The following is a 22,369-nucleotide window of genomic DNA, read 5'->3' as shown; positions in this document are numbered from 1 at the left end:
ACGGACTATCCCACAGGGGCGAATAGCCCTGAATCCGCGGCGGAAACCCCGTCCGGCGAGGTCAGCCAATGTGTCAGGTCGGCGAGCCGGACCTGGGCGAGGCGGCGCAGCTCGTCCGCCGAGATCGACCGCTCCTCGTCCGTCTCGAGCTCCATGCGCCGCCGGATCGCGGTCAGCAGCTGGTCCGCCTGCTCCTCCGGCGGATGCCCGTCCAGGCAGACCACGAAGGCGTGGCCGAACTTGCGCTCGTACTCCGCATGGGCCGCGTCGAGTGCCAGGAGCGCGGCGTACGAGGCCCCGTGGTCCAGCTCCACCGGGACCTCCGAGGCCAGCGCCTCGCTCAGATCCCCCTGGGAGAGGTCGTACGAGGCCTCGTCGGCGGCGGCCAGCAGCGCACCGGGATCCGGGTAGGGACGGTGGGTCGCCACCCGCAGGGCCCAGCGCCGGCTCCCGCAGCAGTGCAGCAGGACGGCCTCGGCGGCTTCGGGGGAGAGGGCGTTGAACCGCGCCAGCCCGGAGCCGTGAGAAGGATCGGAGGAGCCGCGGGCCTGTGCCGGAAGGTGGCTGGACAGCGGGGGGCTCCTCGGGGCGTGACGCGGGTGTACCGCCACGCTAGCGACGCCGGGCCGGGTGTGTCGTACCCATCCGAGGTTTTCACCCGGAAGTGAGCCGAAAGGATGACGTCATGACGGGCGGCGCGCCGGAAAGCCGGGAGCAGCGGCGGTGCAGGGAGGGGCGGAGGGAGATGAGGAAGACGACCGAGGCCGCCACCCCCCACAGGAGAGGCCCCGGTCGCCGTCCGTACGGGCTCGTGCGACAAGCCCGTACCCCTGTCAGCGCCGCGAGTGCGTTTTGTGTCACACCCCGCTTCGCGCACGATTGGTTGCTCCCCGTACACCACGTGGACGAAGGTACTTGAAAGCCGTAACGTGCTGATTTGCGCCACACGTACAGGACAGTGAACGGGTTGGGGACTTTGCTGGGGGACGACGCGGAGCTGACCGCCGCGGTGCTCGCGGCACAGGGCGGCGACGAGACCGGATTCCGTACTGTGTACCGCGCCGTGCACCCACGCCTGCTCGGTTACGTACGCACGCTCGTCGGGGACGCCGACGCCGAGGACGTGACCTCCGAGGCCTGGCTGCAGATCGCCCGCGACCTCGACTCCTTCACCGGCGACGCCGACCGCTTCCGCGGCTGGGCCGCCCGGATCGGCCGCAACCGGGCCCTCGACCACATCCGCATGCGCGGGCGCCGCCCCGCCATCGGCGGCGACGAGACCGAACTGACGGGCCGCGCCGCCGACAGCGACACCGCCGGCGAGGCGATGGAGGCCCTGTCGACCGGCCGGACCATGGCGCTGATCGCACAGCTTCCGCAGGACCAGGCCGAGGCCGTGGTGCTCCGCGTCGTGGTCGGCCTGGACGCCAAGAGCGCGGCCGAGACCCTGGGCAAGCGCCCCGGCGCGGTACGCACCGCAGCCCACCGGGGCCTGAAGAAACTGGCCGAGCTGCTCGGCCAGGAGGGCGGCTTCGCGCCGGACCTGGATCCGGGGTCGGATGCGGCGGGGCCGGTCGGCCATAATGCCGGTGGCCAGGCGCGGGACGGCAGGGGCGGGAGCGATCTCGACGCCGTACCCGCTCAGCGCGGCCGGGGCAGTGGCCTCGTAGAGCAAACCGGTGTGACGCATTCACGTTGGCGGACGCAGAAGGACATGTGATGGCCGACGAGCGCAACAGGTGGCTGGACAAGGCCGCGGCGGAACGAGTGCTGCGCGGCGGCCCGGCCGCACCTGGCGCCGACCGGCGCGCCCACGAAGCGGAGGCCCGGCTGCGGGCCGCTCTCGACATGCTGGCCGCGCCGCAGCCGCCCGCCGGGGTGGAACTGCCCGGCGAGGCCGCCGCAGTGGCAGCCTTCCGTGCGGCGCGCGGCGGAACCGTCGCGGGCGGGGCGTCCGGGGTTGCTTCGGCGGCCGGGGTATCCGCGATATCCGCAGTGCCCGGGATGTACGCACCGGCCGGCGCCGACACCACCCCCCTCGTGGAACTCGGCACGGCCGCCGTCCCCCTCACCGTCGCCGCGTCCCGGCGCAGCCGACCGGCGCGCTTCGCCCTGGTCGCCGCACTGGCCGGCGTCGCCGTCGGCAGCCTGGCGGTCGCCGCCGGGGCCGGCCTGCTGGACCGGGTCACGAACGACACGGCGGGACCCGCACCCGCGGTCTCCCTCAGCGCCGACGAGGACCAGACGACGGCCGGCGACACCGCGGGCCCGACCCTCGCACCGCAGCTGCGCCCCACCCCGCTCCGCGGCACCGACGGCTCGGCGCCCAGCCCGGGCACGGCTCAGACGCCGGGCGCGGACGCGGGCGCGGTCCCTGGATTCGGAACCGGAACGGGAACCGGACCCGGCACCTCGTCCGGCGGCAGCGCCGGCCAGGCCGATGCGGGCGGCACGGGCACGAAGGACGGCAAGGACACCTTCGCCGGCGGGACCACCTCGCTGAAGGACACGGACAAGCAGAGCCGCCTCAAGGCGGTGGACCTGTGCGAGGCCTACCGGTCGGGGCACATGACCTCCGACCGCCGCGAGCGGCTCTCGAAGCTGGCGCAAGGACTCGCGCGCATCCCGCACTTCTGCGAGGCGCTGCTCGACGGGCCCACCCGGAGCGGCGCGCCGACCGTTCCGCGCACGGCCGACGACGGGAGCCCCGTACTCAAGGCCCCGACGTTCGTCCCGGCGAGCCCGATCGCATCCTCCCCGGTGGCCCGCACGCCGCGCTGACGGCTGCCGCTACCGCTGCCAGGCGTTCCATCAGGAGCTCCGCCAGGCGTTCCTTCGGGTGGTCCGCGAGCATTCCTCGAGCGGGTTCCGAGCGGCGGGGTGAACGGGCTGTAACACTTTTCGAACCTGCGGCGCAGTACATAACGAGCCGACTGGTCATCGGCCGCGCATGAGCCGGGGTTCCCCCCGTACCCCTGGGCTCTGCGCACCTGGCGCGGGCGGGGTTCGTTCCCCCGGCCCTGCCCGCGCCCTCTACTTCTTCGACCGGATCACCGGGATCCCAGGGATCACCCGGGGAACGTCGCAGTCGCGCGGATCACGCGGATCACGCGGATCACACGCGGATCACCCGGTTCCCCCGGGATCACCAGTAGACGACAACCTTGTCGCCGACGTGCACCTGGTCGAACAGCGAAGCGAGCTTGCCCTTGTCCCGGACGTTCACGCAGCCGTGCGAGGCGCCGGCGTAGCCGCGGGCCGCGAAGTCGGCGGAGTAGTGCACCGCCTGGCCCTGGCTGAAGAACATGGAGTACGGCATCGGCGTGTGGTAGATGGTCGACGTCCAGTCCTTGGCCTTCCACTCCACCTTGAACTCGCCCTCACGGGTCGGAGTGTTCTCGGAGCCGAAGCGGACGTCCAGGGTGGAGACGATCTTGCCGTCGATCATCCAGGCGAGCGTGCGGCTCTCCTTGCTGATGCACATGACGCGGCCCGTCATACAGCGCGGGTCCGGCGCGTCGACCTCGTTGACGGTCGGCGGGCGCAGCTCGTCGGCGGTGGGCTTCTTGCTGAGGCTCTGGATCTTCTTCCAGGTGGCCTCGTCGACCGCACCGGACGCCGTCAGGCCGTTCTTGGTCTGGAAGGCCTTGACCGCGGCGGTCGTCTTCGAACCGTAGAAGCCGGTGGGCGCGACCGTCATGTACTTGAGCTGCTTCAGGCGGGCCTGGAGCTCGCGCACCTGCTCGCTCTCGTCGCCGTTCGCCATGATGGCCTTGACCGTCGGCGAGGGAGACGCGGACGGCGAGGCCGACTGCGAGGCGGACGGCGAGGGCGAGGCGTCGGCGGGCTTGTTGTCCGTCGACGGGGAGCTCTCGGGGGTGGAACCCGCCGCGGACGCGGACGGAACCGAAGAGGCGGAGCCGGCCGGCTCCGCCTTCTGGGGCCCGCAGGCGGTCGCGGCGAGCGCGACGGCGGTGGCCACCCCAAGCGTGCGGACTATGACTCTCTGGCGGTGCATTGCAGTCCCCCGATTTCTACGTCGTGTATCTAGGTGATGCCTGGCGGGCGCGGAGAGTTGCAGACGATCCAGGGATGTTGCGCCATTGTGACCAGCGGCCGTCAGGGGACGGCCGCAGCCGTCGCGGGGAGGTTTTATCAGCCCCGGGGCCGTTTGCTCTACATCCCCTCTCGGACAGCGTTCCGTCAGCCAGGATGGATATGGCACACATCTATGGACATGGTCTTGTTTGCCATGGAATGACGGCATGAGTGCGGAACTTGCATATGAGAAACGCCAGTTCGGGCATCGTGCGCGTCTTGCGCTCTCCTGAACTCGCGCTGAAGGTCGATGACCAAGCTCACACCGCGCGCACGATGTGGAACCTGCTGCACGGCAACGCGGACCACAACGCTGCGCGGAACGTCTTGCACCTGTATCGGATGGGCCTCGCGCTCGTCCCGGCTGGCGGGAAGGCAGTCGTCAGGCGCGTCCAGCGCGCCAAGCCCGCCGCCGCAAGGTAGGCAGGAATCTCCCGATTCGGACTGGGAGAGCACTTCAAGGAGGGCTTCGTCACATGGCGAGTACTGAGAGCGGATTTCCGATCGAACCCGTTTACGGGCCCGGTGATCTGACGGGGTGGGATCCCGAGGGCAAACTGGGTGAACCAGGGGCGTATCCGTACACACGGGGGGTCTACCCGACGATGTACACCGGCAAGCCGTGGACCATGCGGCAGTACGCCGGGTTCGGGACGGCGGCCGAATCCAACGCCCGCTACCGGCAGCTCATCGCCGGCGGCGGCACCGGGCTGTCCGTCGCCTTCGACCTGCCGACCCAGATGGGGCACGACTCCGACGCGCCGCTCGCGCACGGGGAGGTCGGCAAGGTCGGCGTCGCGATCGACTCGGTCGAGGACATGCGGGTGCTGTTCGACGGGATCCCGCTCGACCGGGTCTCCACGTCCATGACGATCAACGCCCCCGCGGCTCTCCTGCTGCTGATGTACCAGCTGGTCGCCGAGGAACACGGGATCGACGGCGGGCAGCTGACCGGGACCGTCCAGAACGACGTGCTCAAGGAGTACATCGCGCGCGGCACGTACATCTTCCCGCCCGAGCCCTCGCTTCGGCTGACGGCCGACACGTTCCGCTACTGCAAGGCCGAGATCCCCCGCTGGAACACCATCTCCATCTCCGGCTACCACATGGCCGAGGCCGGGGCCTCGCCCGCGCAGGAGATCGGCTTCACGCTGGCGGACGGGATCGCGTACGTACGGACGGCGCTGGCCGCCGGGATGGAGGTCGACGAGTTCGCCCCGCGCCTCTCCTTCTTCTTCGTCGCCCGCACCACGCTGCTGGAGGAGGTCGCGAAGTTCCGGGCCGCACGGCGGATCTGGGCCCGGGTCATGCGCGAGGAGTTCGGGGCCCGGAACCCGAAGTCGCTGATGCTGCGCTTCCACACCCAGACGGCCGGGGTCCAGCTGACGGCGCAGCAGCCGGAGCTGAATCTCGTACGGGTGGCCGTGCAGGCGCTCGGGGCGGTGCTGGGCGGCACACAGTCGCTGCACACGAACTCCTTCGACGAGGCGATCGCCCTGCCCACGGAGAAATCGGCGCGGCTGGCGCTGCGGACGCAGCAGGTGCTGGCGTACGAGACGGACGTACCGCACACCGTCGACCCCTTCGCCGGGTCGTACGCGGTGGAGCGGATGACGGACGAGGTCGAGGCGGCGGCGCTCGCGCTGATGCGACGCGTCGAGGACCTGGGCGGGGCGGTCGCAGCGATCGAGGCGGGCTTCCAGAAGGGGGAGATCGAGCGGAACGCGTACCGCATCGCACGGGAGACGGACGACGGCGAGCGCGTGGTGGTCGGGGTCAACCGGTTCGCGCTGGAGCAGGAGGAGCGGTACGAGCCGCTCCGCGTCGACCCGGAGATCGAGAACCGGCAGCGGGAGGCGCTGGCCGCCTTGCGCGCGAGCCGCGATGCCGAGGCGGTGTCGACGGCGCTGGCCGCGCTCCGCGAGGCGGCGGCCGGCACGGCGAACGTGCTCCATCCGATGAAGGAGGCCCTGCGCGCCCGCGCCACGGTGGGCGAGGTCTGCAACGCCCTTCGGGAGGTGTGGGGTACGTACGAACCGACGGATTCCACATGGTGATATCCACATGGTGAAATCAAGCCACGACAGGTGCATCCCTATGGGACACTCCTGCTCATGCTGGGTGTCACCGATCTGCCGACCTACCTCGTCGGGCTCATACTGATCATTTTGCTGCCGGGGCCGAACTCGCTGTACGTGCTGTCCGTCGCGGCGCGCCGCGGCGTGCGCACCGGGTACAAGGCCGCCGCCGGGGTGTTCACCGGCGACGCCGTGCTGATGGTGCTCGCCGCCGCCGGGGCGGGGGCGCTGCTCCAGGCCAGTCCGGTGGCCTTCGGCATCGTCAAGGTGCTCGGCGCCGGGTACCTGACCTGGCTCGCCGTCGGGATGATGCGCGGTGCGTGGGCGCTGTGGCGCTCGCGGGCCGAGCGGGACGAGCGGGACGAACAGGCCGAGGCGTCGGCCGCGGCCGAGGGCGCCGAGGGGGAGCGGCCTTACCGGCGGGCGCTGCTGATCAGCCTGTTCAACCCCAAGGCGATCCTGTTCCTCGTCTCCTTCTTCGTGCAGTTCGTGGATCCCTCGTACGCCTACCCGGCGCTCTCGTTCCTCCTGCTGGGCGTGCTGCTCCAGCTCGGCAGCTTCCTGTACCTGACCCTGCTGATCTTCGGCGGCACCCGGCTGTCCGCCGCCTTCCGGCGTCGCAAGCGGCTCTCGGCCGGGGCCACCTCGGCGGCGGGCGTGCTGTTCCTCGGCTTCGCCGCCAAGCTCGCCGTCAGCTGAGCCGACTGCTTCGACGACTGCTTCGACGACTGCTCAGCTGAGGGCTCGGCGCAGCCGCGGGCCCAGCGGGCGTTCCACCCCGCGGTGGACGGCCCAGGCCAGCGCCGGCATGGCCGCCACCGTCAGCGCGAACACCATCCCGGGCGGCAGGCCCGCCCGCCGGTGCAGGGCTGCGATGAGCACCCAGCCGAGGTGCTCGTGGACCAGGTAGAAGGGGTACGTCAGGGCCCCGGCCGGCGGCAGCCACCGCCACCCGGCCCACCCGCCACCCGGCCCACCCGCCGGCGGCCCACCCGCCGGCGGCCCGCCCGCCTGCCCGGCCGAGCGCCACCAGGGCCACCGCCGCGAAGCCGGCCGTGACCACCGCGATGATCACCACCGCGCTGCGGTACGAGAAGAAGCGCGGGTCCGGCGCGTGCCACAGCCCCGCCACCGCGTAGTGCTGTCCGAGCAGCCAGCCGGCCACGGCCACCGCCCAGGCGAGCCGGTCCCGCGGGTCCCGGTGCACCAGGTACAGGCCGATGCCGCCGATGAAGAACGGCGCGTACTCCGGCATCAGGGCCTGGGCCAGGAAGCCCATTCCGGCGGGGTCGGCCGCGTCCGCGAGGGCCGCCGCCACCGTCCAGCCGGCGCAGAACAGCAGGGCCCGGCGGCGGCCCCCGCCCGGCAGGACGACACAGAGCGCGAAGAGCACGTAGAACCGCAGCTCCGCCCAGAGCGTCCAGCACACCCCGAGGATCCGCTCGGCCCCCAGCGGCTGCTGGAGCATCGTCAGGTTGACCAGGAAGTCCGACGGCGCCGCGCCCCGGGCCGCCACCGTGACCAGGACCAGCGCCACCCAGTACGCGGGGTAGAGCCGGGCCGCACGGGAGGCGGCGAAGGCGCGCACCGAACGTCCCTCGGCGCTCAGGCAGATCACGAAGCCGCTGATCACGAAGAAGATCTGCACCCCGAGGCAGCCGTACGCCAGCCAGGGCGCGGCGGTGGGGAACAGCTGCCGCGGCGATGCGCCCCAGGCGGCGCTGATCTCCCCGCCGCGGCCGCCGTAGTGGTACCCGGCGACCATCAGCGCGGCGAGCAGCCGCAACCCGTCCAGGGCCCGTAACCGCCCGGCCGCGCCCTCGGTACGAGGAGCCGGAACGGTGGTCTCCGTGGTGGCGGTCGCCGTCACCGCGGGCGGGCCGCGCGCAGCCGCTTCAGCCGGCGGACCACGCGGCGCACGGCCGGGCTGTGCGGCAGGAAGGACAGCTGGGCCGGGATGCCGCCGGGCAGCCCGAGGGTGGTCAGCCGGCGGCGTTTGAAGTAGCGCCGGGTGCGGTCGTCCAGATGGGCGGCGAGATAGCGTTCGGCGTCCGTGCGGCGCGGCGCCAGGATCTGCGGCTGCATGGTGAACCCGACCGCGGTGAGCAGCCCGGCCAGCCCGTCCCGGACCTCGTCGGGGCCGGGTGCGCTCCAGCCGGCGACGGCCTCGGCGTCCGCGAGGGCGGGGAGCAGCGCGTCGACCGCCGTGAGCGGGATCCGGTTGCTGTTCTGGTACGGGGCGAGGCGGGCCAGTATGGCCTCGGTCCCGGTGCGCGCGACGGGCAGCCCGTACAGGGTGGCGGCGGTCAGCAGCCCGGTGGAGAAGCAGCCGACGACCAGGGCGGGGCGCAGCCGCTGGTAGAGGGTCTCGGCCAGGACCGGGGTGGCCATGACGGTGAGGCGGGCGCCGAGCCGCTCGGCCTCGGCCTCGGCGCGGCGGGAGTACTCGGCGGGGGCGCTGGGGTGGGGCTTGAAGACGAGCTCCCGGTGGCCGAGGGCGTACGCACCCCGGACCATCTCCACGTGGAGGTCCTCCTCCTCCTGCGGGGAGAGGAGTTCGAGGGCGGAGAGGTACTGGCCCAGCAGCAGCGCCGGTGCCTCGCCGATCCCGTCCAACTCTGGCCCGTGCGAGGGGAGTTCGCCGAGCACCTTGAGGAACTCCGCCGTCGGGACCAGCTCCGGCGGTACGTCGAACTCGGTGAGCAGCAGCGGCTCCAGACCTGGCACCAGGTCCAGGTGCAGGACGCGGCGCACGCGCATGCCGAGCTGCGGGTCGAGGCGGAAGCGGGTGGGTCCGTAGCTCATCAGCCCGTCGGCGTAGACGTCGACGGCGGCGCCGGGGAACAGCGTGCACAGGGTCCGGGCGGGCGGGACCTGGATCGACTCCACGATGATCTCGACGCGGTCCTCGCCCAGTCCCCAGGCCGTCCGGAGCTGGCGTTCCCACAGGGGGACGTCCTCGGGGCGCGGGGCCCAGGCGCTGGGGTGCTGCGGGGCGATGGCGGCGTTCCAGTCGAGCACCTCGTCGAAGCGGGTGCGCAGCGCGTCGAAGCCCGGCATGTCGGCGAGGCCGGGGGAGACCTCGGCGGTGAGGGCGTGGTTGCTGGTGAGCAGGATGCGGCGGCCGGCCGGCGGGAAGCTGCCCGCGTCGATGCCGGCGGCGAGCGTGGCCGTCCCGTAGAGCGTGGAGGCGAGGAAGATCTGCGTGCAGGGGACGGTGTCCTGAGCGGCCATCAGAGCGTGGCTCCCGCTCGTGCGGGTCGGCGGCGCAGGCGGCGCAGCACTCCGGCGCGGTCGGCGTCCATCGTGTTCAGGGCCTGGTCCAGTACGTCCTGGGGCATGCGTCCGAGCGCGGCCGTGCTCATCGAACGGAGTTTCTTGGCCACGGCCGGTTCATACCTTTCGATGGTGCCGATATGGTGCGCGATAATTGCACAATATGTTCGGACGGCTTTCGGAAGCAGAAGATCACTTTCTCGGTCTTCCGTCGTATCGGCCAGAACCTGGTCGAATGCCTTGATGAAATCGAGCTGGCGCTCGTCCTTGATCTGCGTGAGCGAGGTCGCGACCCCGCGCCGGTAGAAGATCCCCGGCAGCCCGACCGCCGCGAACGACTCGGCCCCCCGGTGCAGCCGCCAGATCCACGGCCGGTCCTCCGCCGTCCGCAGCCCGTCGGTGAAGTGCAGCAGCCCGCGGTCCAGCAGCCGCCGGTGGTACATGCCCGCCCAGGCGTACGGGTAGTCGACCGAGGTGGCCCGGGAGGCGGGCAGGATCCCGCTCCGCGGATCGCCGACGACCAGCTGGGGGCCGTACGGGACGCGCTGCACCGAGCGGGTGCGGCCGGTCACCTGGACATGGTCGTTGCGGACGAAATCGCAGCTCAGGGCCTCTATGGCGGCCAGTGTGCGGGCCAGGTGGCCGGGCGCCAGCCAGTCGTCGCCGTCCAGGAACGTCACGTACTGGCCGCGGGCCGCGTCCAGGCCGGTGTTCCGGGCGGTGGCCAGGCCGCCGTTCCGTTCGTGTCTGAGGAGCACCGCCCCCGGCAGCTCGCGCGCCGCCCGCTCCAGGAGTTCGGGCGTCCCGTCCGTCGAACAGTCGTCGACGAGCAGGAACTCGAAATCGTCCCGGGCGTTGAGTTCGAGGCTTTTCAGGGCATCCGGTGCGTATGTCTGCACGTTGTAGAACGGCACGACAACAGAGAGCTTGAGCACCCGCGAGACATTAAAGCGTCGTCCGGCATTCACCATGGCCCGTGTGCGGATTCCATGTGAACGACGCACGGCGGGCGCGTTAACCCGTGCGGTTTCGCATGACGTAGACGGGTTGTTAACCCGCTGTTGTACGTTCGTTGGGCCGATCACCGAAATTGCGGAATAGCTTCTGCCGGGTGCCAGCCAGTAATCGCGCAGCATCTCGTAGTCATCCCCGGACTGCCCTCCGCGTCGCCGTACTCGCCGATTCCGATACGCGATGGAAATGGGGCGCACTCACCGCCCGCCGCCTCGCGGCGGGGGCACCCCCGGCGGTAGCCGGGGGCGAACCGCACCTCACCGGATTCCTGCTCCGAGGCCGGGCCACCCCGACCGCGCGCCAGCTCGGCGAAGTGGGCGTCCAGGCGGACCGGCTCTCCGAGGTGACCTGCGCACAGTTCCTCGCGGAGATCGAGCGCGAGAAGTACGACGTCATCGTCCTCGCCCTCGTCGGCGGGGCCGTCCAGGCCGTCCTGCACGGGGTCCGCGCCCTGTGGCCCGAGCCCGCCGCCCGCCCCGTCCTCGTCACCGGGTACGTGGGCGTCGTATACGAGAAGCTCGCCGACGGGCTGCTGCTGCGGCACGGGGCCGACCTCGTCCTCGCCAACTCCCGGTACGACGCGGGACGCTTCCGCGCGGTCTACGAGGGCGTCGGCGCGGACGCCGGCGCCGTCACGGAGACGGCACTGCCGTTCCTTGACGGAGCGGCGTACGAGAAGGCCGGCGGCCGCGCGCACACGGTCGTCTTCGCCGTGCAGCCCTCCGTCCCCGAAAGCCGCGCCGACCGCGCGTACCTGCTGGAGCGGGCCGCCCGGCACGCCCGTCTGCATCCGGAGCGCGAGGTGCTGATCAAGCTGCGCAGCCGGCCCGGGGAGCACACCACGCACCTGGAGGAGCAGCCCTACCAGCGGCTCGCCGAGCGGATCCCTGGCGGACTGCCCGCCAACTGCCGGCTGGTGTACGGGAACATGGGCGAGGTCCTGGACGGCACGGACCTGCTGGTCACCGTCTCCTCCACGGCCGCCCTGGAGTCCCTGCACCGCGGGATCCCGACGGCCGTCCTCACCGACCTCGGCATCCGCGAGGTGCTCGGCAACCACCACTTCCTCGGCTCGGGCTGCCTGGCGTCCTGGGACCAGCTCGACGCAGGCCTGCTGCCGCAGGGCGACGCGGACTGGCTGGCCGACCAGGGTGTGACGGGTGCGTCCGGCGCCGAGGACCCCTTCGCCGCCGCCCGCGCCCGGCTCGGCGAACTGCTGGACCTCCCGGTCCTCCCCGCCGTCGCCCCCTACTACACGCAGGTCACCGCACCCGGTTACCTGCCCGGGATCCTGGCCCGGCACCATCTCGCCCCCGACGGGACCCCGCTGCCCGGCGCCGTCCGGGAGAGCGGCGGCGAGTCCCGGCTGCGCCGCCGGCTCCGCTCGTGCCTGCGTGAGGCTGCCCGCGGGGCGTACCGGCACGGCGTCCAGCGCGTGGCCCCGATGATCCGCCGGATGGGGGAGCTGTGAGCCCCCACTCGAACCCGGCCGCGAACCCCGCCGCCGCCCGCCCCCGCGTCCTGGCCGTGATCCCGGCCCGGGGCGGCTCCAAGGGCGTCCCGGGGAAGAACCTCGCCGAGGTGGCCGGAGTCCCGCTCGTCGTCCGGGCCGTCCAGGCCTGCCGGGGCGCCGCCACCGTCACCGACGTCGTGGTCTCCACCGACGCCGGGCCCATCGCCGACGCCGCCCGCACCGCCGGGGCCGACGCGATCCGCCGGCCCGCGACGATCTCCGGGGACACCGCGAGCAGCGAAGCCGCCGTGCTGCACGCGCTCGACGCCTTCGAGGAACTGCACTCCCTCGCCGTGGACGTCGTCCTCCTCGTCCAGTGCACCAGCCCCTTCCTGACCTCCTCCGACGTCGAGTCGGTCGCCGCCGCCGTCGCATCCGGCGCGGCCGACTCGGCCCTGACCGTCGCCCCCTTCCACGGCTTCCTCTGGCGGGAGGCGGCCGACGGCGCCGGCAGCGGCGTCAACCACGACAAGGCCGTACGCCCCCGCCGGCAGGACCGGCCCCAGGACCTGCTGGAGACCGGCGCCGCCTACGCCATGGACGCCGCCGGCTTCCGTACCGCCCGGCACCGCTTCTTCGGGCGCACCCTCCCCGTCGCCACCGACCCCGCACGGGTCCTGGAGATCGACGACCCGCACGACCTGGCCCGCGCCCGCCTCCTCGCCCCCCTGTTCACACCCCCTCTGCACCCCCACGCACCGAACGAAGGACCTGAGCTGCCATGACCGTCGCCACCCCCAACTCCCGCCTGCGCACCTTCGGCTCGCGCACCGCCGGCCCCGGCCGCCCCGTCTACGTCGTCGGCGAGATCGGCATCAACCACAACGGCGACCTCGGCAACGCGTTCGCCCTCATCGACGCCGCCGCCGAAGCGGGCTGCGACGCCGTGAAGTTCCAGAAGCGCACCCCGGAGATCTGCACCCCGCGCGACCAGTGGGACATCGAGCGGGACACCCCCTGGGGCCGGATGACGTACATCGACTACCGCCACCGCGTGGAGTTCGGCGAGGCCGAGTACCGCTCCATCGACGAGCACTGCGCCAAGCGCGGCATCGACTGGTTCGCCTCCCCGTGGGACACCGAGGCCGTCGCCTTCCTGGAGAAGTTCGACGTCCCCGCCCACAAGGTGGCCTCCGCCTCCCTCACCGACGACGAGCTGCTGCGCGCCCTGCGCGCCACCGGCCGTACCGTCGTCCTCTCCACCGGCATGTCCACCCCGAAGCAGATCCGCCACGCGGTGGAGGTGCTCGGCAGCGACAACATCCTGCTCTGCCACGCCACTTCGACGTACCCGGCCAAGGCGGAGGAGCTCAACCTGCGGGTCATCAACACCCTGCAGGAGGAGTACCCCAACGTCCCGATCGGCTACTCCGGCCACGAGACGGGCCTGCAGACCACCCTCGCGGCCGTCGCCCTCGGCGCCACCTTCGTCGAGCGGCACATCACCCTCGACCGCGCCATGTGGGGCTCCGACCAGGCCGCCTCCGTGGAGCCGGGCGGCCTCGCCCGCCTGGTCCGCGACATCCGCACCATCGAGACCGCCCTCGGCGACGGCATCAAGCGCGTCTACGACTCCGAGCTCGGCCCCATGAAGAAGCTCCGCCGGGTCCGGGGCGAACTCGCCTCGGTCTGAGCTGCGGTCTCCCGGCCCCTCGGCCCTTCCGCCGCCCCGCCCGGTGTCCGTCCGGTACGACGCTCCGCCCCCGCCCCTGACGAGGAGTACGTGGTGACCCCCTCAGCCTCCACCCTGGCTTTCGTCGAGAGTCCGGTCCAGCTCCTGAACGTGCTGGAGTGGGCGTACGCCGAAGCCGTGTCCACACCGGGCGGTGCCGTCCGGCTGGCCGGCGTCCCCCGCCAGCCGGGCCCGATCGCCTCCCGCGGACCTGAACCTGAAGAGGGCGGCTCTCCCCGCCCCGCCCTTGGCCGGCCGGGCGGGTTCACCGCCCCGAGCCCGGCCTCGGAAACCGGACGGCCTGCGGTCGGCCTCGGCGTCGGGCCCGGTTCGGCGAGCGCAGCGTCCTGGCTGCGGATCGTCGTACTGCCCCCCACCGACCCCATGTCCCGCGGCCAGCTCCGCCGGATGGCGGGCCTCGCGCGGGACGAGGGGTACGAGGTCGCCTGGCAGGAGGCCCGCGGCGGCCGGCTCGCGCCCTTCAAGGCGCTCGCCGCGCTCGCCCGGGACGTGCGCGCGGCCCGCCGGGTCGTCGTCGGCGACCCCTTCTCCCGGTACGTGCAGCTCCTGCTCACCCTCGTACGGGCCGAGGAGCTCGTGGTGGTCGACGACGGGACCGCCACCATGGAGTTCGTCGCCCAGACCGGCCGCGGCGAGCGCCTCGTACGCTGGCACCGGGTCGGCGGCGGAGGCGTGCCCGGCCGCGTCCGCGAGCTCGCGTACGCACCGGTCTCGGCCACCGCCCGGCGCCGCTTCACCCCGGCCGCGGGCAAGGGGCGCCGCGTAGAGGTGTTCAGCTCGATGCCCGTCACCGTCCACGGCGCGATGACCCTGCGGGTCAACGAGTTCGCCTGGACCCGCTCCCGGTTCGGCCCGCCGCGCCTGACCAAGGGCACCGACCTCGTCGGCACCTCCCTCGTGGAAACCGGCGTGGTCGACCCGGCCCGCTACCTGGACGCCGTACGCGCCCTGGCCCTGGAGCACGGGGCCACCCGCTACTTCGCGCACCGCCGGGAGTCCGCGGAGAAGCTGCGCACGCTCAGCGAGGCGACCGGGCTCGAGATCGTCCGCCCGGACCTGCCGCTGGAGCTGATCGCCCGGCGCGGACCCGTCGGCCGGACGATCGTCAGCTTTCCGTCCACCGTCGTCCACACCCTGCCGTACGCGCTGACCGGTACCGGTGTGACCGTCGCCGTATGCGATGTCGACCCGGCCTGGCTCGCCGGCTCCGCCTCGCCGCGGGCCCGCAGCTTCCTCGCCGGGGTCACCGAGACCGCCCGTGATGTGCACAGACTCCCTGCCCAGACGGCCTCTGCGGCCGGATGAGCGCGCGAGTGTACCCCCAGGTGCATCCGGTCATGCGTCCAGAGGTCTGGTTTTTTTCCCCTAACGGCATGAACTTTTGGTGATCTCCAGCCAGTTGGCCCATAGGTGGGCCTACCCTTCAACGGGTGAACCAGTTGATGTCCCGCGAGTCCCAGACCGCCCTGCCCGGCACGCCCGACCGGCCCGAGCTGCCCGGCAAGCTTCCGGACCACCTGCGTGCCGAACTGATCGCCTTCCGCCGGGACTTGCACATGCACCCCGAGCTAGGACACCAGGAGTTCCGCACCACGGCGGCGATCAAGGCCCGGCTGGAGAAAGCCGGCCTGCGCCCCCGCGTGCTGAAGTCCGGAACCGGCCTGATCTGTGACGTGGGCACCTGGGACGGGGGCCGGCCGATGCTGGCCCTGCGCGCAGACATCGACGCCCTGCCCATTCCGGACACCAAGACCCACGTCGCGTACCGCTCGACCTTCCCCGACCGCGCCCACGCCTGCGGCCACGACGTGCACACCGCGGTCGTCCTCGGCGCGGGCCTGGTCCTCGCCGACCTCGACCGGCAGGGCCTGCTGCCCCGCCCCGTGCGGCTGCTGTTCCAGCCCGCCGAGGAGGTGCTGCCCGGCGGAGCCACCGACGCCATCGAATCCGGTGTCCTGGACGGTGTGGGCCGGATCGTCGCGGTGCACTGCGACCCGCGGGTCGACGCCGGGAAGATCGGACTGCGGACCGGGCCCATCACCTCGGCCTGCGACCGGCTGGAGATCACGCTGGCCGGCCCGGGCGGGCACACCGCCCGCCCGCACCTGACCACCGACCTGGTCACGGCCGCCGCCCGGGTCGCCGTCGACCTGCCGGCCGTGCTGTCCCGCCGGATGGACGCCCGCTCGGGCATGTCCATCACCTGGGGCCGGATCGAGGCCGGGCACGCCTGCAACGTGATCCCGATGCACGCCGAGCTGTCCGGAACCATCCGCTGCCTGGACATCAACGCCTGGCACGGGGCGCCCGACCAGATCCACGCCGCGATCGACGAGATCGCCGCGATGCACCGCGCCAAGTCGGAGATCACCTACGTGCGCGGGGTGCCGCCGGTCGTCAACGACCCGGTGGTCACCGAGCTGCTGCGCGAGTCGATGGAGGCCCGGCTCGGCAAGGAGTCCGTCGAGGACACCGAGCAGAGCCTCGGCGGCGAGGACTTCTCCTGGTACCTCGAGCACGTGCCCGGAGCCATGGCCCGGCTCGGCGTGCACACCCCCGGCGCGAGCGCCAAGAGGGACCTGCACCGGGGCGACTTCGACGTGGACGAGTCCGCGATCGGGGTCGGCGTGGAGTTCTTCACGGCCGCCGCACTGCTCGACGGGCGGCGTTCGAGGCCGATCGGGTAAAAATTCCTACAACATCTGAGCGCCTGCCGTCACAGCTGTCCAGCCCTTGGTACACAAGGGCTGGACGTCCGGGCAGTCACCAATTGGTCACTGTCCGATTCGCGACGATCCGATAACGACTCATGAACGGCTCTTTAACTGACATCTACGCGCGTTACGATCGCCGCGAAACCAGCGCCGGTCGTGGCGCTTCGGTCAGGTTTTGAAGGAGCCTCCCCTTGCGCCGGATCACCAGGATCGCCACTGTGGGCCTCGCGTCCGCGGCGCTGGCCCTCTCGGCCACCGCCTGTGGTGGAAAGAAGTCGTCCGACACCTCCGCCTCCCCCTCGGAGTCGGGTGGTGCCAAGTCCGCCGCCATCGCCTACGACATCGGCGGCCGCGGTGACCAGTCGTTCAACGACGCTGCGTTCGCGGGTCTGGACAAGGCTGAGAAGGAACTGAAGATCAAGGGCGCCGAGGCGGAGCCCACCGAAGGCGAGAGCGAGGCCGACAAGGTCCAGCGCCTCACCGAGCTGGCCCGCAAGGGCAACAACCCGGTCATCGGTGTTGGCTTCTCGTACGCCCCGGCCATCAAGAAGGTCGCCTCGAAGTTCCCGAACACCACGTTCGCGATCATCGACGACACCTCGGTGACCGACAAGAACATCGCGAACCTGGTCTTCAACGAGGAGCAGGGCTCCTACCTGGCCGGCGTCGCCGCCGCCAAGGCCTCCAAGACCGGCACGGTCGGCTTCATCGGCGGTGTCGAGGTTCCGCTGATCAAGAAGTTCGAGGCGGGCTTCACCCAGGGCGTCAAGGACACCAACCCGAACGCCAAGGTGCTGTCGACCTACCTGACCCAGCCGCCGGACTTCTCCGGTTTCGCCAAGCCCGACCTGGGCAAGGCCGCCGCCAAGGGCCAGCTCGACAACGGCGCCGACGTGATCTACTCCGCCGCCGGTCTCGCCGGCTCCGGTGCGATCGAGGCCACCGCCACCGCCGGCAAGTGGGCCATCGGCGTCGACTCGGACCAGTACAACCAGGCCGGTCTGGCCAAGTACAAGGACCACATCCTGACTTCGGTCACCAAGGACGTGTCCGGTGCGGTCTACAACGTGATCAAGTCCGTTGAGGACGGCAAGCCGGAGAACGGCGAGGTCCGCTACGGCCTCGACAAGAACGGCGTGGGCCTGGCCGACTCCAACCCGGAGTACAAGAAGATGGCCGACGTGACCGCCGCCGTCGAGAAGGCCAAGGCCGACATCATCGCCAAGAAGATCAACGTCAAGACCGCCCCGTAAGGCCGTCCCAGACGTGAAGTAGATGGTCCCGGGGCCCGGGAAGCGGTCTCCACCGCTCCCGGGCCCCGAACCGCATTCCGTGATCCTTGTGGCCAGTTGGCCGCAAGTTTTCACTTTCGACAGTGCTACGCGCGTAGAGGCATCGTGGACGCGATACCTTCTCTCCCCGCCCTGTCCCCCCTGCCTCCAGGCTTTCCAGCTCCTTCCGCGCCAAGGAGAGTGCGTCATCAACGCGTCCAGCCCCCCTGCCGTAGAACTGCACGGCATCACCAAGCGTTTCCCCGGCGTCGTCGCCAACAAGGACATCGCCATCACCGTCCGCAAGGGCACGGTCCACGCCCTGATCGGTGAGAACGGTGCCGGCAAGTCGACCCTGATGAAGATCCTCTACGGTATGCAGAAGCCGGACGAGGGCACCATCGCCATCGACGGGGAGCAGGTCTCCTTCAACAACCCGGGCGAGGCCATCGCCCGCGGCATCGGCATGGTGCACCAGCACTTCATGCTCGCCGACAACCTCACCGTCCTGGAGAACGTCGTTCTCGGCGGCGAGAAGCTGTACGGCATCGGCGGCAAGGCCCGCAAGAAGATCCTGGAGATCTCGGACGCGTACGGCCTCGGCGTGCGACCCGACGCCCTGGTCGAGGACCTCGGCGTCGCCGACCGGCAGCGCGTGGAGATCCTCAAGGTCCTCTACCGCGGCGCCCGCACCCTCATCCTCGACGAGCCGACCGCCGTGCTCGTGCCGCAGGAAGTCGACGCACTCTTCGACAACCTGCGCGAGCTCAAGGCCGAGGGCCTGACCGTCATCTTCATCTCGCACAAGCTGGGCGAGGTGCTCAAGGTCGCCGACGACATCACCGTCATCCGCCGCGGCACCACCGTCGGCACCGCCGACCCGAAGACCGCGACGACCAAGCAGCTCGCCGAGCTCATGGTCGGCAGCGAGCTGCCCTCGCCGGAGACCCGCGAGTCGACGGTCACGGACGTCCCGATGCTGACCGTCCAGAGCCTGACCCTCGCCGCGTCCGACGCCGTTGTCGTCGAGCCCGAGACCATGGCCCCGACGGACCCGGAGGACTCCACCCTCCACGAGCACGTCGAAACCGGCCGGCTCCTGCTCGACGACATCAACTTCACCATCCACAAGGGCGAGATCCTCGGCATCGCGGGTGTCGAGGGCAACGGCCAGACGGAGCTCATCGAAGCCCTGATGGGCATGAACTCCGCCGACTCGGGCGTGATCACCCTTGACGGCCGCGACATCACGAAGACGCCGGTGCGCAAGCGCCGAGAGGGCGGCATCGGGTACATCCCCGAGGACCGCCACCGCCACGGCCTGCTGCTGGAGTCCTCGCTCTGGGAGAACCGCATCCTCGGCCACGTGACCGAGGCGCCCAACTCCAAGCGCGGCATCCTCGACCCGAAGGCCGCCCGCAAGGACACCGAGCGGATCGTGCGCGAGTACGACGTGCGCACGCCCGGCATCGACGTGACCGCGGCCTCCCTCTCCGGCGGCAACCAGCAGAAGCTGATCGTCGGCCGCGAGATGAGCCACAACCCGAAGTTCCTCATCGCCGCCCACCCCACCCGCGGTGTGGACGTCGGTGCGCAGGCGCAGATCTGGGACGCGATCCGCGAGGCCCGCCGCGAGGGCCTGGCCGTGCTCCTGATCTCCGCCGACCTCGACGAGCTCATCGGCCTGTCCGACACCCTGCGCGTCATCTACCGCGGCCGCCTGGTCGCGGACGCCGACCCGGCGACCATCACGCCGGAGGAGCTCGGCACCGCCATGACGGGTGCCGCGCGCGGCCACCTGGACGAATCCGACAACCACTCCGCCGATGCCGACGGTGACACGACGGAGGACGAGGCACGATGAAGAAATTCGACAAGGACCGGCTGCTCCTCGCTGCCGCCGGCCCGGTGCTCGCGCTGGTCAGCGCCTTCCTGCTGACCATGATCGTGCTGGCCGCCTCGGGCGTGGACCCGATCGAGCCGCTGCGCATCATGATCGAGCAGGCCAGTTACGAGGACGTCCAGGTCCTGATCATCAATCAGGCCGGCATCTACTACCTGGCAGCCCTGGCCGTGGCCATCGGCTTCCGGATGAACCTCTTCAACATCGGTGTGGACGGCCAGTACCGCCTCGCCGCGATGATCTCGGCCGTCGTCGGTACCGCGGTCACGCTGCCGGGTCCGCTGCACATCCTGCTGATCGTGGCCGTGGCCATGCTCACCGGTGCCTTCTGGGCCGGCATCGCGGGCATCCTCAAGGCCAAGCGCGGTGTGAGCGAGGTCGTCTCCACGATCATGCTCAACGCCATCGCGACCGCCGTGATCGCCTGGCTGATCCTGCCCAAGAACCTGGGCGTGCAGCCGGCCGGCTCCAACGACCTGACCACCGGCGAGATCGCCGAGTCGGGCTGGTTCCCGTCCCTGACCATGGGTGACGGCCTGGAGGTCTACGGATTCACCTTCGTGGCCTTCGCCCTCGGCATCGTCTACTGGTTCGTCCTCAACCGGACCCGGTTCGGCTTCGACCTGCGCGCCACCGGCGCCAGCGAGTCCGCCGCCCAGGCCTCCGGCGTCGACGCCAAGAAGATGATCATGACGTCGATGCTCATCTCGGGCGCGGTCGCCGGCCTCACCGGCATGCCGCTGCTGCTCGGCGAGTCCCACACGTACAACCTGTCCTTCCCGCTGGGCGTCGGCTTCACCGGCATCACCATCGCGCTGCTGGGCCGCAACAACCCGCTCGGCATCTTCTTCTCCGCCCTCCTGATCGCCTTCATCGACAAGGCGTCCGCCGGTCTCGACCAGAACGGCTACGCCAAGGAGATCGGCACGATCATGCAGGGCCTGATCGTGATCGCGGTCGTCGTCAGCTACGAGCTCGTCCGCCGCTACGGCATCCGCCGCCAGCAGCAGAAGGTCGGCGAGGAGCTGGCCGCCGGCCACGCCATCAAGACCGACAAGGAGGTTGCGGCGTGAGCACCAGCACCGTTTCCGCGACGAGCGCCGCGCCCAAGAAGAACGGCGGCCGCCGCAAGCTCACCCTGCCCTGGATCCTGCTGATCATCGCGGGCGGTCTCGCCCTGATCTCGCTGGTCCGGGTCGTCTCCGGCGCCAATGACCTGACCTCTATCGGCCAGGTCTCCGGTGCCCTCCAGCTCGCCGTGCCGATCGCCATGGCCGGCCTCGGCGGCCTGTGGGCCGAGCGCGCAGGCGTCGTCAACATCGGCCTCGAAGGCATGATGATCCTCGGCACCTGGTTCGGCGCCTGGGCCGGCTACCAGTGGGGCCCGTGGACCGGCGTTGCGATGGGCATCGTCGGCGGCGCCATCGGCGGCCTGCTGCACGCGATCATCACGGTCACGTTCAACGTCAACCACATCGTCTCCGGTGTGGCGGTCAACATCCTGGCCATCGGCTTCACCCAGTACCTGTCGAACTTCACCTTCGACAAGGCCCCGGGCGGCTCCTCCAAGCAGTCCCCGCGCATCGACCCGATCACCGAGATCACCATCCCAGGACTGTCGGACGGGTTGGCCACGCTCCAGGGCAAGCACTGGTTCCTGATCTCGGACCTCGCCGGCATCCTCGGCGGTCTCGTCACCAACCTGTCGCTGCTGACCGTCGTGGCGATCCTGCTGATCCCCGCCACCTGGTGGGTGCTGTGGCGCACGGCCTTCGGCCTGCGGCTGCGCTCCTGCGGTGAGAACCCGATCGCCGCCGAGTCCCTCGGCGTCAACGTCTACAAGTACAAGTACATCGCCGTGGTCGTCTCCGGTGCGATGGCCGGCCTCGGCGGCGCGTTCCTCGCGATCGTCTCCACCGGCATCTACCAGGAGGGCCAGACCGGCGGCCGCGGCTACATCGGTCTCGCCGCGATGATCTTCGGTAACTGGATGCCGGGCGGCATGGCCCTCGGCTCGGGCCTGTTCGGCTTCACCTACAGCCTGAAGCTGCGCGGCGGCGCCGAGAACGTCCACGCGATGCTGCTGCTCATCGCGATCCTGCTCGTGGTGGCCTGCGCCTGGCAGCTGTACAAGAAGAAGCACGTCCAGGCCGCCATCGCGGCCGCGTGCGCGGCCGGCCTGTTCCTCTGGTACGCGCTGACCGACGCGGTGCCGAGCCAGTTCGTGGACGCGGCCCCGTACGTCACCACGCTCCTGGTGCTCGCGCTCTCCGCGCAGCGGCTGCGGATGCCGAAGGCGGACGGCATGCCGTACCGCAAGGGCCAGGGCAAGTGACGACGGCGCCCACCCCCGACTGGGAGGCCCTGCGGGAGGCCGCCCGGGAGGCCATGTCCCGGGCGTACGCCCCGTACTCCGGCTTCCGGGTCGGTGCCGCCGCCCTCGTCGACGACGGCCGCACCGTGGCCGGCTGCAACGTGGAGAACGCCAGCTACGGCCTCAGCCTGTGCGCCGAGTGCGGGATGGTCTCCGCGCTCCACGCCACGGGCGGCGGCCGCCTGACGCACTTCACGTGCGTGGACGGCAAGGGCGAGAACCTCGTCCCGTGCGGGCGCTGCCGCCAGCTGCTCTTCGAGTTCGGCGGGCCGGAACTGCTGGTGGAGACCCCGAAGGGGATCCTTCCGCTGGCCGAGATGCTGCCGCAGGCCTTCGGGCCGGACCACCTGAGATAGCCGTACCGACGGCCCTTCGCCCCCCGGGTGAGGGGCCGTCTCCCTTCCGTCTTTCTTTCCCCTCATCTCTATGCGCGTA

18 protein-coding genes and 2 pseudogenes are annotated in these 22,369 nt (G+C 71.1%); 15 read left to right on the top strand and 5 right to left on the bottom strand.

Annotation, left to right across the window (positions count from 1 at the left end):
* Positions 1–5 precede the first annotated feature (5 nt).
* Positions 6–611 (bottom strand): 2-oxo-4-hydroxy-4-carboxy-5-ureidoimidazoline decarboxylase, encoded by a 606-nt coding sequence (locus OHT74_RS15085; protein ID WP_443047400.1) that lies wholly within the window; start codon positions 609–611, stop codon positions 6–8.
* Between the two features lie 365 nt (positions 612–976).
* Here OHT74_RS15085 and OHT74_RS15080 point away from each other — a divergent pair, with 365 nt between their 5' ends.
* Together OHT74_RS15080 and OHT74_RS15075 are read left to right on the top strand one after the other, a co-directional pair.
* Complete coding sequence (locus OHT74_RS15080; protein WP_266999591.1) at positions 977–1,720, top strand: RNA polymerase sigma factor; 744 nt, start codon at positions 977–979, stop codon at positions 1,718–1,720.
* Positions 1,720–2,781: a hypothetical protein gene (locus tag OHT74_RS15075; protein WP_328620491.1), complete on the top strand. Its 1,062-nt coding sequence runs from the start codon at positions 1,720–1,722 to the stop codon at positions 2,779–2,781. The genes OHT74_RS15080 and OHT74_RS15075 overlap by 1 nt, the downstream gene beginning before the upstream one ends.
* A 364-nt stretch (positions 2,782–3,145) precedes the next feature.
* Here OHT74_RS15075 and OHT74_RS15070 read toward each other — a convergent pair whose 3' ends face one another.
* Positions 3,146–4,018, bottom strand: a complete 873-nt coding sequence (locus tag OHT74_RS15070) for a L,D-transpeptidase family protein (RefSeq protein ID WP_328620490.1) — start codon at positions 4,016–4,018, stop codon at positions 3,146–3,148.
* A 266-nt stretch (positions 4,019–4,284) separates the two neighbouring features.
* Between OHT74_RS15070 and OHT74_RS15065 the strand changes: the two genes are divergently transcribed.
* From OHT74_RS15065 to leuE, 3 genes are read left to right on the top strand one after another with little or no spacing between them, the layout of a single operon-like run.
* On the top strand, positions 4,285–4,521 hold the full coding sequence (locus OHT74_RS15065; RefSeq protein WP_328620489.1) for a hypothetical protein: 237 nt from the start codon (positions 4,285–4,287) through the stop codon (positions 4,519–4,521).
* A 53-nt stretch (positions 4,522–4,574) separates the two neighbouring features.
* Entirely contained in the window at positions 4,575–6,155 is a 1,581-nt protein-coding gene (locus OHT74_RS15060; RefSeq protein WP_328620488.1) for an acyl-CoA mutase large subunit family protein, read from the top strand.
* A gap of 57 nt (positions 6,156–6,212) precedes the next feature.
* Positions 6,213–6,875 carry a leucine efflux protein LeuE gene (gene leuE, locus OHT74_RS15055; RefSeq protein WP_266664514.1) on the top strand — a complete coding sequence of 221 codons (663 nt, stop codon included), beginning with the start codon at positions 6,213–6,215 and terminating at the stop codon, positions 6,873–6,875.
* 33 nt (positions 6,876–6,908) lie between these two features.
* Here the strand turns inward: leuE and OHT74_RS15050 are convergent.
* The 3 genes and pseudogenes from OHT74_RS15050 to OHT74_RS15040 all read right to left on the bottom strand — a co-directional run bounded on the left by OHT74_RS15050 (position 6,909) and on the right by OHT74_RS15040 (position 10,387).
* Positions 6,909–7,971 (bottom strand): annotated as a pseudogene (locus tag OHT74_RS15050) (acyltransferase family protein).
* A gap of 71 nt (positions 7,972–8,042) precedes the next feature.
* The gene (locus OHT74_RS15045) at positions 8,043–9,410 is read right to left on the bottom strand and encodes a polysialyltransferase family glycosyltransferase (protein ID WP_328620487.1); all 1,368 of its coding nucleotides are present in this window, start codon (positions 9,408–9,410) and stop codon (positions 8,043–8,045) included.
* Positions 9,410–10,387: a glycosyltransferase family 2 protein gene (locus OHT74_RS15040; protein WP_328620486.1), complete on the bottom strand. Its 978-nt coding sequence runs from the start codon at positions 10,385–10,387 to the stop codon at positions 9,410–9,412. Before OHT74_RS15040 ends, OHT74_RS15045 begins: the two co-directional genes overlap by 1 nt.
* A gap of 176 nt (positions 10,388–10,563) precedes the next feature.
* Here OHT74_RS15040 and OHT74_RS15035 point away from each other — a divergent pair, with 176 nt between their 5' ends.
* The 10 genes and pseudogenes from OHT74_RS15035 (at position 10,564) to OHT74_RS14990 (ending at position 22,290) form a co-directional block, all read left to right on the top strand.
* A complete protein-coding gene (locus tag OHT74_RS15035) occupies positions 10,564–11,937 on the top strand; it encodes a DUF6716 putative glycosyltransferase (RefSeq protein ID WP_328620485.1) in 1,374 nt (457 codons plus the stop codon).
* Positions 11,934–12,653, top strand: a pseudogene (locus OHT74_RS15030) (acylneuraminate cytidylyltransferase family protein); the annotation flags it as partial. The gene OHT74_RS15035 and the pseudogene OHT74_RS15030, both read left to right, overlap by 4 nt.
* A 47-nt stretch (positions 12,654–12,700) precedes the next feature.
* Positions 12,701–13,612: an N-acetylneuraminate synthase family protein gene (locus OHT74_RS15025; RefSeq protein ID WP_266626214.1), complete on the top strand. Its 912-nt coding sequence runs from the start codon at positions 12,701–12,703 to the stop codon at positions 13,610–13,612.
* Positions 13,613–13,705: 93 nt separating this feature from the next.
* Entirely contained in the window at positions 13,706–14,977 is a 1,272-nt protein-coding gene (locus OHT74_RS15020) for a hypothetical protein (RefSeq protein ID WP_328620484.1), read from the top strand.
* A gap of 137 nt (positions 14,978–15,114) precedes the next feature.
* Complete coding sequence (locus tag OHT74_RS15015) at positions 15,115–16,359, top strand: amidohydrolase (RefSeq protein ID WP_266672774.1); 1,245 nt, start codon at positions 15,115–15,117, stop codon at positions 16,357–16,359.
* Positions 16,360–16,577: 218 nt separating this feature from the next.
* Positions 16,578–17,639 carry a BMP family lipoprotein gene (locus OHT74_RS15010; protein WP_266664502.1) on the top strand — a complete coding sequence of 354 codons (1,062 nt, stop codon included), beginning with the start codon at positions 16,578–16,580 and terminating at the stop codon, positions 17,637–17,639.
* 226 nt (positions 17,640–17,865) lie between these two features.
* Positions 17,866–19,521 carry an ABC transporter ATP-binding protein gene (locus tag OHT74_RS15005; protein ID WP_443047706.1) on the top strand — a complete coding sequence of 552 codons (1,656 nt, stop codon included), beginning with the start codon at positions 17,866–17,868 and terminating at the stop codon, positions 19,519–19,521.
* On the top strand, positions 19,518–20,633 hold the full coding sequence (locus OHT74_RS15000; protein ID WP_266664500.1) for an ABC transporter permease: 1,116 nt from the start codon (positions 19,518–19,520) through the stop codon (positions 20,631–20,633). The genes OHT74_RS15005 and OHT74_RS15000 overlap by 4 nt, the downstream gene beginning before the upstream one ends.
* Positions 20,630–21,895 carry an ABC transporter permease gene (locus tag OHT74_RS14995; RefSeq protein ID WP_266664498.1) on the top strand — a complete coding sequence of 422 codons (1,266 nt, stop codon included), beginning with the start codon at positions 20,630–20,632 and terminating at the stop codon, positions 21,893–21,895. Before OHT74_RS15000 ends, OHT74_RS14995 begins: the two co-directional genes overlap by 4 nt.
* Positions 21,892–22,290 carry a cytidine deaminase gene (locus tag OHT74_RS14990; RefSeq protein WP_266664496.1) on the top strand — a complete coding sequence of 133 codons (399 nt, stop codon included), beginning with the start codon at positions 21,892–21,894 and terminating at the stop codon, positions 22,288–22,290. The genes OHT74_RS14995 and OHT74_RS14990 overlap by 4 nt, the downstream gene beginning before the upstream one ends.
* Positions 22,291–22,369 lie beyond the last annotated feature (79 nt).

The sequence above is a fragment of the Streptomyces sp. NBC_00354 genome, from assembly GCF_036106915.1.
Lineage (GTDB): Bacteria > Actinomycetota > Actinomycetes > Streptomycetales > Streptomycetaceae > Streptomyces.
The sequence above is the reverse complement of the archived record's forward strand: the minus strand, read 5'-3'. Positions and strand labels throughout refer to the sequence as shown.

Excerpts from the sequence above, each read along its gene's own strand:
- OHT74_RS15075 (WP_328620491.1), top strand. The coding sequence starts at position 1,720 with ATGGCCGACGAGCGCAACAGGTGGCTGGACAAGGCCGCGGCGGAACGA.
- OHT74_RS15070 (WP_328620490.1), bottom strand. The coding sequence starts at position 4,018 with ATGCACCGCCAGAGAGTCATAGTCCGCACGCTTGGGGTGGCCACCGCC.
- OHT74_RS15065 (WP_328620489.1), top strand. The coding sequence starts at position 4,285 with ATGAGAAACGCCAGTTCGGGCATCGTGCGCGTCTTGCGCTCTCCTGAA.
- OHT74_RS15060 (WP_328620488.1), top strand. The coding sequence starts at position 4,575 with ATGGCGAGTACTGAGAGCGGATTTCCGATCGAACCCGTTTACGGGCCC.
- leuE (WP_266664514.1), top strand. The coding sequence starts at position 6,213 with ATGCTGGGTGTCACCGATCTGCCGACCTACCTCGTCGGGCTCATACTG.
- OHT74_RS15045 (WP_328620487.1), bottom strand. The coding sequence starts at position 9,410 with ATGGCCGCTCAGGACACCGTCCCCTGCACGCAGATCTTCCTCGCCTCC.
- OHT74_RS15025 (WP_266626214.1), top strand. The coding sequence starts at position 12,701 with ATGACCGTCGCCACCCCCAACTCCCGCCTGCGCACCTTCGGCTCGCGC.
- OHT74_RS15015 (WP_266672774.1), top strand. The coding sequence starts at position 15,115 with ATGTCCCGCGAGTCCCAGACCGCCCTGCCCGGCACGCCCGACCGGCCC.
- OHT74_RS15000 (WP_266664500.1), top strand. The coding sequence starts at position 19,518 with ATGAAGAAATTCGACAAGGACCGGCTGCTCCTCGCTGCCGCCGGCCCG.